At 71.9% G+C, this 14,324-nt stretch carries 4 protein-coding genes; 1 reads left to right on the forward strand and 3 read right to left on the reverse strand.

The window, feature by feature from the left end; all coding sequences use genetic code 11:
• Window positions 1–62: 62 nt before the first annotated feature.
• The 3 genes from ABZ857_RS10465 to ABZ857_RS10475 form a co-directional block, all read right to left on the reverse strand.
• Window positions 63–1,361 carry a dicarboxylate/amino acid:cation symporter gene (locus ABZ857_RS10465; RefSeq protein WP_357040649.1) on the reverse strand — a complete coding sequence of 433 codons (1,299 nt, stop codon included), beginning with the start codon at window positions 1,359–1,361 and terminating at the stop codon, window positions 63–65.
• Window positions 1,362–1,826: 465 nt separating this feature from the next.
• Complete coding sequence (locus ABZ857_RS10470; RefSeq protein WP_357040652.1) at window positions 1,827–4,094, reverse strand: hypothetical protein; 2,268 nt, start codon at window positions 4,092–4,094, stop codon at window positions 1,827–1,829.
• A 13-nt stretch (window positions 4,095–4,107) separates the two neighbouring features.
• Entirely contained in the window at window positions 4,108–13,560 is a 9,453-nt protein-coding gene (locus tag ABZ857_RS10475) for a calcium-binding protein (protein ID WP_357040655.1), read from the reverse strand.
• A 420-nt stretch (window positions 13,561–13,980) separates the two neighbouring features.
• Between ABZ857_RS10475 and ABZ857_RS10480 the strand changes: the two genes are divergently transcribed.
• Window positions 13,981–14,277 carry a hypothetical protein gene (locus tag ABZ857_RS10480; RefSeq protein ID WP_357040657.1) on the forward strand — a complete coding sequence of 99 codons (297 nt, stop codon included), beginning with the start codon at window positions 13,981–13,983 and terminating at the stop codon, window positions 14,275–14,277.
• The last annotated feature ends 47 nt before the right edge of the window (window positions 14,278–14,324 follow it).

Raw genomic sequence — 14,324 nt, forward strand, 5'->3', positions numbered from 1 at the left:
AACCCCGCCCACGGCTCGGAGTCGTGGGCGAGGTCATCGCCACGGGCAGACGGGACGGAGGCTCAGGTGAGAGCGGGTTCGGGACCCGACGCGGGACGAACCGCGGCGGGGGCTTCGTCCAGAGGCTGCGGTGGAGCGTTGAACAATGCCTCGTCGAGACGGCCCTCGGAACGGGCAACCAGGACAGGCACCACCATCTGCCCCGCGACGTTGGTAGCGGTACGAATCATGTCGAGGATGGGGTCGATCGCCAGGAGCAGCCCGACGCCCTCCAGGGGCAGGCCCAGCGTGCTCAGGGTCAGGGTGAGCATGACGATCGCGCCGGTCAAGCCGGCGGTCGCGGCCGAGCCGACCACGGAGACGAACGCGATCAGCAGGTAGTGGCCCACGCCGAGATGAACGCCGAACACCTGGGCCACGAAGATCGCCGCGAGCGCGGGATAGATGGCGGCGCAGCCGTCCATCTTGGTGGTTGCCCCGAAAGGCACCGCGAAGGCGGCGTAGTCGCGGTCCACGCCCAGGCGCTCGGTGGTGACCCGCTGGGTGAGCGGCATGGTCCCGACCGAGGAGCGGGAGACGAAGGCCAGCTCGATCGCGGGCCAGGCGTTGCGATAGAAGGTGAGCGGGCTGACCTTGCCGACGAAGGCGAGCAGCAGCGGGTAGCTCACCAGGAGCACCAGCAGGCAGCCGATGTAGACGCCCGCGCTGAGCTTCGCGAGCGGGGCGAGCAGGTCCCAGCCGTAGCTGGCCACCGACTTGCCGATCAGACCGGCGGTGCCGATCGGGGCCAGCCTGATGACCCACCACAGAGCCTTCTGGACCAGATCGAGGACCGACCGGCTGAAGCCGAGGAACGGCTCGGCCTTCTCACCGACCGCCAGGGCTGCGGCCCCGAGGACGACTCCCAGGAAGACGATCTGGAGGACGTTCAGCTCGGTGAAGGCGGTGACGATGTTGGTCGGGATGATGCCGGTCAGGAAATCCAGCCAGGTTCCCGCGCCCTCCAGGTCGACGGCCTTCGCCCCCGCGGTGGAGATGGTGACGCCCTGGCCGGGATTGAGAATCAGGCCGAGGCCGAGGCCGAAGACCACGGCGATCAGCGAGGTGATCAGGAACCACAGCAGCGTCTTGCCCGCGAGCCTGGCCGCGCCGCTGACGTTGCGCAGGTTGGCCACGCTGACGACGACCGCTGTGAAGACCAGCGGCGCGACCGCGAGCTTGAGGAGCTGGACGAAGATCTTGCCGACTTCGGTGAGGGTGGTGGTGAGCCAGGTGATGTCACCGGCGCGGGCGACGAACCCGAGGGCGGCGCCTATCACCAGACCGAGCAGCGACTGCAGGGAGAAGGAGAGTTTCTTCACGAACGAGACTCCGGCAGAAGGGCATGCTGACGCCGAGGCGGCATGCGAGGTGAGGGGAAGGGAGTGGTAACCGCGTTCAGGGACAGAGGCGGCTGTTCAGACGGCACAGGTCGACGTGCAGTCGCTCGACGAGCCACACGGTCACCGGGAAGAACCTCATAGCGCGACAAAACCTCCTCAACCGGCAGTAAATTCCGGCTTCCTCTGTGATCCGTATCACGTTCCCCTGCGCGGGAGAAGCCTCAACCGCACCCAAAATCCGACCGCCCAGGGCGCCCCGCGTTACGTCCACCGCCAGGCGACACTGGAGGTCGGAGAGGTTTGGGGAGGGTCGCTCCGGCCAGGCTGCGGTCCGGCCGCTGGGCGGTGCTCGGCGGCCGTGCGATGACCGGCCGTGTGCCGACATGGCGAAGCGGCGGCCTTCCCTGGTCGGTCGGGAAAGCCGCCGCTCGGGCGTGGGATCGATCAGGTGGTGCGGGTGAGGAGGACGTTTCCCGCGCCGCTCTTCCTGATCACGACGATCGCGTAGACACCGGACACCTTGGGGTCCGAGATGGAGACGCGTTCGGCCTTGCCCGGCCCTCCGCCGGCGGAACGGCTGGCCTTGGCGCGAGACAGGCCCCACACGCTGGGATTCGGCGTCATCACGAACAGGTCGACGTCCTGCCCGTCGCGGGGCGTGGCGATGAACGTCGCGGGCTCGCCCTGCTCGATCCGGGCCGTACGGATCTCGACCAGCCGGTCGGCACCCATGGTGATCTCCTGCGGGGTTCCCTTCTGGAGGTCGCCGTCGGGCGCCTCGGCCACCTCCAGCGCGTACTCCTGGTAGTCGACGTCCGACGCGGCGCTCGCGACGTAGACGTCGTCGTCGGAGGCCGGCTGCACGGCGATGAAGTCCGCGTTGGAGGCGGTCCCGTCCGAGCTGGCGAGCGGCACCTTCCCGTGATCGACGGGGTACGCGTAGAGGTCGACGTTCGCGCCGTTCGGCGGAGAGGCGACCGTCGCCACCACCGACCACTTGCCGGCCGTCGTCGGGAAGACCGGCAGAAGATGGTCGTTGGAGGGCCAGTGCGCGATCTTCCGATCGAAGAGGTCCTCGTAGCGCGTGTTGCGGATGGTGTTCTGGAACAGCACCTGCTCGGCGAGAACCTTGTCCTGCGCGCTCAGCCCGCCCAGGAACTGGTCGATGTCGTTCGCGGGCGCCTTCCTGAAGGCGGCCACGACCGCGGCGGGGCCCAGACCGCCGGCGTCCCAGTACTTCTCGTCACGCGGGCCGGAGTCGGCCAGGTCGAGGAGGGCGCCGGCCACGCGACCCTCGACCTCCGCACCGTTGAACCAGCCCGCGCTGAACCAGGTCGGGCTCTCGATGTCGACCGGGGTGTCGGTCGGCCCCCACCGGAAGTGCGTGTCGTCGTAGGTCTGGACGGCGACCCAGTCGGCCCACCCCTCGGTCCAGGCGCAGGCCGGGCTCTCCGAGGTCTTGATGTAGTGGTCTTCACAGGAGGCGTCGTAAGGCGGCAGGCGGTCATGGGTGTAGTCCATGATGAAGTGCCCCAGCTCGTGGGCGACCGTCATCTTCTGCAGGTGGGCCGATGCGCTCAGGTGGATCTGGAACCGGCTGGTGCACTCGTTGGGGACGACGGCCGGGCAGTAGTACGAGCGAGCGAGGACCTGGTCGGGGGCCCATTTCACGACCACCTGCCGGCAGGCGGCCTCGCCTGGTTTCCAACAGTCGTCACCCGGCTGGTTCAGCCACCGGGTGTAGGCCTTCCACGTGTCGTAGGCGGCGGTGAGGATCCGTAGAGCGCCCTCCATCTCGTCGCCGGGCTTGGCCGCGTAGTCGAGGGTCGTCTTGTCGGTGCCCCTGGGCACGTCGTTCACCACGGCGCTGTAGTCGAAGTAGAACAGGTTGTCGCTGACGCCCGGCTCCACCACCTTCCAGAGCGGGCTGACCGTGTGCACCTGGAGATAGACGTCCTGCTCGCCGCCGTCTTCATCCGTCCCGGGAAAGCACACCTTGTAGTCCCCCGCGTCGTCGGTCAGGACCTGCCCGAGCAGGTTGCTCCTTTCCGGGTCCTTGTCCCACGCCTCCACGGTGACTTTGGGCACGCCTCTGACAGCGCCGTCGTCCGCCTTCACGTGCGTGACGCGTCCGTGCACGCAGGTGTCACCGGCGAGGGCGGTCACGGACGCCTGCGGCCCCTCGGGCCGCGGCCGGCCGTCGCGCGGCCTGCCGAAGACCGACGACTTCTCCCCGATGGTGAGATAGGCGAGCCCTTCGCTGCTCGGGCCGGGCCGCCCGTCCCGCGCGTAGACGCGGATCGAGGCGGGGCCGGGGGCGACCGCGGTGACCACGCCCTCGTACCGGACCGGCCTGCCGCCCCGGACCCGGTCCGTACGGCTCGCGCGGTCCACGGGGCTGCGGCCGATCGTCGCCGCGGCGCGGGAGAGCCCGGCGGGCGGGCGCACCCAGCGCAGCGTCTCCGGCAACTCGACGATCGTCGTCGCGTCCGGCACGTCCTCCTTCGCGGTGACGTCCACCGTGAGCGTCGCGGTCTGTCCCACGGCCGGGGCGCGGTCGAGTTTCACGTCGACGGTGAAGCAGTGCCCCGGATCGCACCTCGTGTGATCGGAGGGCGGCTTCGCGGGGGCCGCGTGGGCCGGGGCCGCGGCGAGGCCCGCCGCGGCCAGTCCGGTGACGGCCAGGGCGGCCGCCATCAGTCGGCGTAACATCCATTTCTCCTGATCAGCCCGCGCAGGCCACGGGCGAGTCGAAGTGTCCGGGTGAGGTGGGGTACGGCGAGCCGCTGTCGTTGGCCGGGATCGCCAGCTCCCGCTGGGCCGAGGGGTCGCCCTGGGCGCGTCCCGCGCCGGCGCCCCAGGCCACCTTGGCCAGGAAGTCGAGCATCGCGGGCGAGTGCTGCCGGACGATGTTGTGCCCGCCGTTGGCCGGACCGCAGTGGGTGTACAGGTTGAACGAGCCGTTCCAGTCGATCATCTTGTCGCCCGGGTTGGGCCCGTTGGCGGTGCGGTCACCCTGCAGCACGTCGCGGTCCGCGCCGCCGTACTGCCAGTCGACGCCCTGGTGGTGCTGGTCGTCGGCGGCGGACGCGTTGTCCTTGTCCGTCATCCGGAACCACAGGCACGGGTCGACGACGGTGGTCAGCGTGCCCTCCGGCATGCGGCCGGGGGCGCAGTCGCTGGGGTAGGAGCCGCGCGGGTTGTAGTCGAGCAGGTCCGCTCCGGCGCCGCCGAAGACGTGGTCGACGAAGCGGTCGCCGGTGCCCCGGGCGGCCGGGTCGAACGCGCCGCCGCTGAGGCAGTCGGCGGTCGCCGCGTCCAGGACGGGGTCGCAGCCCTTGCCACCCCAGATGACGTCCGCGCCGTCGTCGCCGAAGACCTCGTCGCCACCGCTGTCGCCGTTGATCAGGTCGTCGCCCGCGCCGCCGTGCATGCTGTCGCGGCCCGGCCCGCCGCGCATGCGGTCGTCGCCGCCCTTGGCGAAGCCGTCGTGCGGCAGGGCCGCGGCCACCCAGGTGTCGCCGTCCGCGTCGTGCAGCAGGTCGGTACGGCGGTCATAGGAGCCGGCCGGGAAGCCGCGGTAGGTCTCCTTCGGCGGGGCGTTGAGGCTGACGGTGAAGCCGAGCCGCTGGGCGTCGCCCGCGTCGATGCGCTCGTTCACCACACCGCCGCGGTCGCCCAGCATGGCGTCCTCGCCCGCGCCGCCGTCCATCTCGTCGTCGCCGAGCTCGCCGAACATGTCGTCGTCGCCCGCGCCGCCGTACAGCCGGTCGTCGCCGTCCTGGCCCCACAGCCCGTCGTCGCCCTCGTCCCCGTACAGGCGGTCGGCGCCGAAGGCCCCTTCCGGCTCGCACGTCGGCTGGGCCTGCGTGCAGAACCGGGTGGAGTCGCCCGGCAGGGCCGGGTCGTGCGTACGGCTGCGCGTGGCGTCCGCGGGCGCCTGGCCCGCCGGGTAGCGCTCGGTGTAGACGCGCTCGGTGTTCCCGGTCAGCGTGCGGACGAGCGAGCCGTTGTCGCCGAGCAGCACGTCGGCGGCGCCGCCGCCCTCGATCGCGTCGCCCTTGTCGGGTGCGCCCGGCTTGGCCGAGCCGCCGATCAGGTCGTCCTGGCCGGGAGTGGCGTCGGTGCCCTCCAGCTCCGCGGGTTCGCTCGCGTTCCCCTTCCACCCGGGGTCGGCGAGCGGCTCGCTGGTGGTCTGAGTGGAGGTGGCCGACAGCGGGAGGTCGCCGCGGATCTGGTCGGCGCCGCCGCCGCCCTCGGCGTAGTCGCCCTGACCGCCGCCGGAGATGTGGTCGTCGCCGTCCTGTCCCCACAGCACGTCGACGCCCGAGCCGCCGGAGACGCGGTCGTCCCCCGCGCCCTCGCCCAGGAGCGTGACCGCCCGCGGGGTCATCGGCGTGCCGGCCGAGCCCAGGCGGACCGTCGCCCGGGCCGGGGTGCCCGCCAGTGTCACCACGGCGTTGTCGCCCGCGACGACGTCGTCGCCGGGGCCGCCGAACAGCGCGTCGGCGGCGTCGTCGGCCGCGACGTGTGAGCCGCCCACGATGTCGTCGTCGCCCTGGTCGCCCTCGACCCAGTCGACGCCGGGGCCGCCCTCGGCGTAGTCGTCCCCCGCCTGGCCGCGGAGCCGGTCGGCGCCGCCCTGGCCGAAGATCGCGTCATTGCCCGCGCCGCCGTCGGCGACGTCCGCGCCGGATCCGCCCGCCAGCGGCTCCACCCGATGGGTGTGGAGCTGGCCGGGCCGTACGGCGACGGGGGTGGCCGTGCCGGACGTGCTCAGGACGGCGTTGTCACCGGCGATCACGTCCGGTCCGTCGCCGCCGAGCAAGGTGTCGCCCGCGTCGGGGTGCGGCCCGGAGCCACCGCCGACGAGCTCGTCCTCCCCTGCCTCGCCGAAGACCCGGTCGGCGCCGTTGCCGCCCTCCAGATGGTCGTCACCGGCGTCGCCGTGCACCTCGTCGGCTCCGATCCCGCCGAAGGCGGTGTCGTTGTCGGCCCCGCCGTGGATCACGTCGGGCCCGCCGGCCTCCTCCGGCGTCCCGTCCAGGTCGAAGGAGCCGGTGGCGTCGCCGTTGTCGCCCACGAGGCGGTCGGCTCCGGCGTCGCCGTACAGCGTGTCGCCCGCGTCGGCCTTGCCCGCCGTACGGCTGCCGCCGACGAGCAGGTCGTCGCCGAGGCCGCCGAACGCGGTGTCCTCGCCGGCCTCGCCCGCGACCACGTCGTCCTGGGCTCCGCCGTACAGGGTGTCGTCGCCGCTGCCGCCGGTGACCTCGTCGGCTCCGTCGTCGCCGTAGGCGGTGTCATCGCCGCTGCCGCCGCTGACCTCGTCGGCTCCGTCGTCGCCGTAGGCGGTGTCATCGCCGCTGCCGCCGCTGACGTCGTCGTCGCCCGCTCCGCCGTACAGGACGTCGTCGCCCTTCTCACCGCAGACGCGGTCCTGACCGCCGCCTGCCTCGACCCGGTCGGCTCCCCCACCGGCGGAGACGATCTCCTTGCCCGAGCCGCCGAGGACGAGGTCGCGGCCGTCCGCGTCGGTCCCTGTGCCGGTTTCGGTGCACGGCTCGTCACGCAGCCTGTCGCCGAAGACGGTGGCGCCGCCGTCGCCGCCCACGATGTGGTCGTCGCCGTCGCCGCCGACCAGCAGCTTGGCCGAGGGCTCGACGCCCGCGGGCAGCGGCAGGTGCCGCACCCGCCTGGCCGGGCCGAACTCGTCGCGGCCCTGCGCCTCGCTCACGTCGGACGGCTCGGCGATCACCCAGTCGTCGCCGGGGCCGCCGAAGATCTCGTCCTTGCCGTGGCCGCCCGCGAGGACGTCCTCGCCGCCGCCGCCGAGGATCCGTACGGTCTCGCCGGGGCGGGAGTGCCCGGCGACCAGGTCGACGGCCTGGCTGCCGTACACCTTGTCGGCGCCCGCGCCGGTGTCGACGTAGTTCGGCCCGGAGTCGGCCGGTCCGGTCGCGTCGGGCCCGAACTCCTCCTGCGGCCCGGTGTAGATCTCGTCGGCGGCGGAGCCTCCGGTGAGGATGTCGCCGCCGGGCCCGCCGACCAGCAGGCTCGGCTGGGCGCGGTAGCGGGGCGAGGGGTCGGTAGCGGCGAGCGGGTTGTCGGAGGCGACGCCGATGGTGTCGTTCCCGCCGTTGCCCCACAGCCGGTTCGCGCCGAGTCCGGCGGCGATGCGGTCGTCGCCGTCGCCAGGGCCGTCGTCCGGCGCGCCGGGCAGGCCCTCGGCCTTCCAGTCGGCCACCTCGGCCGTGCCGACCTTCCGGGTCGCGGGGGTGAGGCGGCCGTCACCGGCCACCCAGCCGCCCGCGCCGCCGATCGTCAGGTAGTCGTCGCCGGGGCCCCCGGCCACGATCGGGGCCGACCCGCCCTGCTCGTCGTAGGAGTCGGCGCTGGTGATCTGGTCGTTGCCCTTGCCGCCGTCGATCACGTTCCTGCCGGTGCCGGCGAGGATCATGTCGTCGCCGTCGCCGCCGAAGGCGACGATCTTCCGGTCGAACGGGAACGGCGCGCCTGAGGCGTCGGCGTACCCCTGGAAGACGAGCTTGAGGCCGCCCTTGGCGCCGCGGCCGTCGGCCAGCACCCGGTCGAGGCCCGCCGTGTGGTGCTCCTCGCGGACGCCGAGGGCGTTGACCACGAACCCTTCGTCGCCGGGGAGCTGGCTGACCGTCCACTGCTCGGCGTCGTCGCTCGGCTTGGCGGTGCTGCCTCCTCTGGCCGCGCGCATCGGGCCGATGTGCAGCACCAGGGCGTCGCCGCTGACCGTGGCGAGCTTGGGCGGGGCCTCGTCGCACTTGGGTTTGGCCGAGAAGTCGAGCAGCGTGGCCTCGACGATCGTCCAGTCGAACCGCTTCTTGAAGATCGAGATGCCGATCTCCACCCAGGCCTTGAGATAGACCTTGAGCTTGCCGTCCATGGTGAACAGGCACAACGGGTTGCGCAGCAGGACTCCCGCGAACTCGAAGAACCTGAACTTGCCGTCGTTGGTGGGGTCGGCCCAGAGCATCGCGATGCCCAGGGAGATCCCTCCGCTCACGCCTGCCTTGACGAGCAGCAGGTCGACCCCGGCTCCCGCTTCCAGCGTTCCATACAGCTTGATCGCCGGCAGGGGGCGGCCACGCTCGTCGGTGGTCTTGAGATACAGGCTGTCGAGGATCTGGAGGTCTGCCTTGCCCTGTTCGACGGCCTTGCGGATGCCGTAGGTGTCGAAGCCCGCCCTGATCCGCGCCTCGACCCCGGCGGTGCCGGAGATGACCACCATGATGGGCGGCGGCGCGTAGACCGGGCCGAACGACTGGCTGTAGGTGAAGCCCAGGCGCAGCGGGCCGGAGTCGTACGCGACCAGCTCGACGTCCTTGCCCATCAGCAGGCTGAAGATCGACCGCCCGGCGTTGTCCAGCAGGGGGAAGCTGAAGCCGGCCTTCGCGGAGTGCTGCATGGGCCCCTGCTCGGCCTCGGCCCCGGCCTTCGCGGCCTTGCCCTTGTCGCACGTCCTGGCGCCCTTGTCGAGCGCCGCGAACAGGTCGTCCGTCGTGGGCGACACGTCCGCGATCAGGGAGTCCGCCACGTCCGGCGAGTTCTCCGTGGTGAGCGCCTTGTCGCCGGCCACGGTGAAGCTTCCGATCGGGATGTGCAGCTCACCCCGGCAGTCGGGCAGCGAGGTGACCAGCTTGGTGATCTCGATCATCCGCTCGATGAACTGGGTCGTGCTATTGCCGCCCAGGGTGTTGAACTTCTTGGCGATCGTCATCAGGTTCACGTCGCCGCCGCCCGCGGCCCGGCTGAGGTCCGAAAGCACCGGGATCGGCGCGTACAGCTGGTCGACGACCGGCCGCACGGGATCGGTGACCCGCTTGACCTGGGTCACCACGGGCCCCAAGACCGTACGGAAGAAGTCTCCGGCCTCCAGGTTCACGTCGGTGAAGGCGATGGACAGGTTGGCCGGGTCGGGAGAGCCGCCCTTGGTGAGGTCCCACGCCAGGTGGAAGTCGCCGAACAGGCCCGGCAGCATCGGCGATCCGGGCGTCACGGTGAAGCGCCAGTCGACGGCCGCGTTGGCGTGCAGCGACGTCTCCACCAGGTCGGAGGCGTCGGCGAGCTGCGCCAGGCCGATCTTGCCGACCGGCTTGAGCCCGACGGTGAACGTGCCGGCGAACAGGTCGGGAGACTGCGGCGAGCGGTTCTTCACCGTGACGTCGAGGATGGACAGCTTGGCGTTGATCTCCTCGGGCAATGACACGTTGACACCCACGCTGGCCTGCGGCCGCTTGTCGGGCGCGGCGTCGATGTAGAAGCCGTTGACGCGGTCGAGGCCCACGGTCACCTGCGCGTGCCAGCCGATCTCGGCCCGCACGCCCTTGCCCGGGCCCTGACGCAGCGCCAGGCCGGGGACACCGATGTCCAGTTGTCGTTCCAGGGCCGCGCAGCCCTCCACGCAGCCCTGCTGCGGGTCCACCACGCCCTTGCCGATGCTCATCGTGAACTTCACGCCGGTCAGCTCGGTGCCCTTGGCGGCGTCGCAGGCGGTGGGGTCCGCGGGCTCCGGCGCCTGCACACAGGTGATCACCGGTTGCACGCCGGGGCCGACCTTGGGGGCCAGCTCGGCGTTGTACCACTCGCGCAGGTCCTTGCCGGTGGGCACCCGGCCGCCGTTCGGCAGCTTGGCGATCGCCGCCTTGATCTCCTGGCGCTTGGCGCCGACGAAGTCCGCGCCCTGCTGCAGGTCGTCGCCGACCAGGGGCAGCCTGCCGCCGTAGGAGGCCGTGCGCATGCCGGTCTCCAGTGCGGTGAGGTAGCGGTCGATGCCGTCGCCCAGGTTGGTCCAGTCGAGCTCCAGCCCCGCGGGCAGGGTGGAGAAGTCGAAGTCGGGCACCTCGAGCCGGTCGATGTCGCCGGGCAGCTTCTTCGTCAGGTCGAACATGTCCGCGAGCGGAGCGGCCCTGGGCAGGCGCAGGACGAGCGCGTGCCTGCCGTCCGCGGTGATCGGGCTGCCGTTGACGTATGCGGGCAGCACCGCGCACAGCGCGAGGTCGGTCTCGTCACGCCGGGGGTCGCGATCGCAGGTGACCGGCTCCGTCGTCTCGTTGAGCGACAGGTCGAGCCCGGCGAAGAAGTCGGCCGGTGGCACGGCCTCCTGCGACTCGCCGTCGTAACGGAGGTTCACGCCGTACGCGAGCCTCGCCTGCATCGGGTCGTCGTCCGCCTTGCCGACCGAGACGGGCAGCGGGCCGACGTTCGCCTTGATCGTGCCGTCGAGCCGCGCGCTCGCCTCCAGGTCGAGGCCGGAGTCGGTGTCGATGAGCAGGTCGCGGGCGAGATCGAAGTCGCGCTTGAGCGCCACCCGCATCCCCAGCCGGATCTGCCCGCCGACAGAGGCGTCGAGCGTGCCAGAACCGGAGGCTGCGACCAGGCTGCTGTCCCCGAAGGAGAAACGCAGCGGCTCCTTCAGCGCCGCCTTCTTGTCGTACGCGAGCGACAGGTGCAGCGCGCCGTCCTCGTAGCCGATGCGGACCTGGCCGCCCAGCGCCTTGTTCAGCTCGGCCACCAGTGCCTGCACGGTGTCCGGCGGGGCCGCGGTCAGCCGGTCGATCGCGTCCCTGAGCGGCGAACGCAGCGCGTACGCGGTGCCCGGCTCGGGACGGGACTGGCCGAACTTCGCGGTGAACGCCAGGGTGTGCTCGCCGCAGACGGCCTCGACGGTCATCACGCGTGTGCCGATCACGACGCCGCGCCCGATGTGCGCCTGAGTGAACGTCCGAGAGGGGTCGGTGACGAAGCCGTTCTCGCTCCCGCAGGCACCGTCGCCGTACACGACGCCGGGGCCCGAGCCCATCTCGTCGGCGGCGACGAGGTCCGACAGCGAACGGCCGAGGAGCGGCAGCTTCGCCGTCATCGCCTTTCCGACGGGGCCGCTGGGCTGGACGTGGTCGAGGTAGGTGGCCAGCGCGCCCAGCGACTTGACCAGCGCGCCGAACAGCGCCTGCGGGTTGTCGGGGTCGAAGGCGAAGTCCTTGACCTTTCCGATCTGGTCGAAGCCGCGGAAGACCAGGCTGTCCGGTGTGCGGACGTCCGGCATCTCCACGTCGCCGGTGACCTTGCCGCCGAAGAAGTCGGCCAGCCCGGGAACGCCGAGGGTCAGCCTGGCCCGGGCCGCGGCGTCCACCTGGGAGGTGAGGACGTCCGAGGGGTCGCTCGCCAGACGTTCGAACAGCCGCGTCAGCGGCACGTCCCCGACGTCCTTGAGCGCGACCTTCACCACGTCGCCGCCGGACTTGCCGCTCATGGACAGGTCGCCGGTGAGCCGTACGCCGAGGTAGCCGACGACGGCGTCCACGTTGACCGAGGTGAGGACGGACACGCGCGCGCCGAACAGGTCACGGCCGGTACGCAGCATGATCCGGTCGGCGGGCCGGGGCAGCTCGGTGACCACGGTCGCGCTGCCGTCGGGGTTGACGTGCTTGTAGGGGCACGCCTTGTGCTGGCCATCCGGCCGGGTGGCGCACTCCTGGCCGGTGGCCGGGTCGCCGAGGTCGAGCACGACCGTGGCGGCGGCGTGGTAACCACGCATCACCCCGGCGACCGAGGTGGTCGCGTTGGCCTGGGCGAGGCCCGCGCGGGCCTTGAAGGTGTCGCCGAGGGTGACCTGGCCGATCATCGGGTCGGCGGCGGCGATGCGGTAGGCCGCCCCGGCCGCCGGCACGCCTCCGCGCCAGCCGTCGCCGGTCAGTGTGACGGTGTCGGCGGTGTTGTCGGCCACCATGCCGGTCGAGGTGCCCGCGGTGATCGTGCGGCCGGCGAACTCTCCGGGCGTCCACTTCTGGCCGGCGTGCTTGAGGGTCGTGGCCGTGTAGGTGACGCCGGTGCCCGCGCCGCTGCTCGCCTGTCCGGCCGGGTTGAGCGGCTCGGGCGCGGGGTTGACGGGGCGGTCGATCACGAGCGTGAAGGCGATCTTCTTGGTGGCGTCGTCGTAGCCCGCGTCGGCGACCTTGATGATCGCGCCGCCGGGCAGGCCGCGCGCCCTGCCGAGCGCGGCGAACATGTCCTGGATCGAGGTGAAGGTGGGCTGGCCGGTGTTCCGGTCGACGCTGTCGGCGACGAATTTGTCGATCGCCTCGGAGATGCGCACCGCGTCGGCCAGGGAACCCCGCATGAACGGCAGGTCCAGGTCGCCCTGGCCGCCCCACCGGCTCCGCTGGACGGCGGTGATCGCGCCGGACAGATGCGTCAGCCCGTCGAGCAGGTCCTTCGGCGTGAGCGTCTGGAAGCGGTTCAGCCGGTCCAGGTCGGGCTGGCTCACGCTCACCTGCGGCCCGCCCGTGGCGAGGTCGGGCCAGTTCACGTCGACGGTCGCGGTGGCGCCCTCGACCTGCGCGCCGGCGAACGGCTGCGCCGTGACCGCGAGCCTGGCGGTCGCCGAGCCCTTCCTGGAGAAGGTGAACAACCCGGCCGCGGCGCCGTCCGCACCCAGCTCCCGCAGGTCGAGCCTGCCGTCGCCGTCCGGGTCGGAGGCGGTGGCGGTGAACGTGGAGGTGAAGGAGAGCGACGAGCCCGCGGACAGGTCGACGCCGAGGATACCGAAGGCGGCCGAGGGCTTGGCCCCCGCAGCCAGCCGCCCGTCGGCCTGCACCGTCACCACGGCGTCCTTGCCCAGCCAGGCGGTCTTGGAGGCGGGGTCGTAGGCGAAGGGCAGCTTCGCGCCGAGCTTCAGCGTGACGTCCACTCCACCCGAGGTGGCCAGTGAGACCCTGGGCTGTGCGCTGCTGACGGAGGCCGGCCTGTTGGCGACCGTCCTGGTCACCTCCAGGGTCAGGTCGAGGCGCCTGACGTCGCCCTGCGTGCTCGCCTTCGCCAGCAACCGGCCGGTACGCGGACCGGAGAGCGGATACTCGTCCTCCAGGTCGGACAGGCTGGTGAGGTTCTTGAGCTGGTCGTACACGGCGATGTCGAACAGGTCGCCCAGGCCCAGGCCGTCCTCCCCTCCGGGGACCAGGCCGACGAGGGGTAACTGCTCCCCCATCGGGCCGAGCGCCGCCATGTCCCTGCCCACGGCGGCGAAGCGCTCGACCGCGGACACGAGCGCGGCGGTCTCCTCATCCCGTTGCGCGGCCGCCGACGCGGCCCGCGGCAGGCCGGTGACCAGACCCGCCATCATCCCCAGAACGCACAGCGCGCTGATCAATCGCCGCCTCGACAACCGGACCCCCAGAACCGACGGGTGACATACCGACGGCCTGTTCTAGTGGCGGCGACTTGCGATCAGGTTGGAGCCGACTTGGGAGATCCACACGAGCAGGTCCGTGCCGGAGGCCGGGCGTCCGACGGCCCGGGCAGGCCCGGCGTGAGGGGCGACTTGGCACGATGATCTCGTTTGGCCGGGGGGACTCCGGAAGCTATCTGCGGTAGCGCGGAAGGCGGGTCGGATGGCCACGGTGCGGACGCTTCCGGTGCCGGCGGCGAGCGTGCGGCTGGCGGACGCGGTGGCCACGTTCCCGGACACGATCGCGGTGGCGAACACCCACCGCGGCTACGCGGTCCCGCTGGACCGAATGGTGCGCGACTTCGGCGCGGACACCAACGTGGCGCAGCTGGACCGGACCGGGTGGCCGGCTGGTTCACCCTCGCATGGGGCGGCTGCTCGGCGAAGACGTTCAGCACCCGGCTGACCGCACTGGGCTCGGCGTGCGGCTACTGGCGCCAGCAGGAGTGGCTGGCCGGGGATCCGTCGGTGCGGCTGCGGCCCCGGCCGGTGCCGCCGGACAACAGCAAGGCGCTGACCCGCTCGCAGGTGGCCACGGTGCTCCCAAGTACGCCCGGGTGTCGGCCGAGGCGCACGGCCGGTGGCAGGCCGAACGCGATCCCGCCGGGCGCGAGAGGGCCCGGCGTTGTAGCTGTGTGACCAGGCGTGTGCGAGGGTGAAAGCGAGATCCGGTCGGTGGTGCTCGA

The sequence above is a fragment of the Microbispora sp. NPDC046933 genome (genome assembly GCF_040644635.1).
GTDB lineage: Bacteria > Actinomycetota > Actinomycetes > Streptosporangiales > Streptosporangiaceae > Microbispora.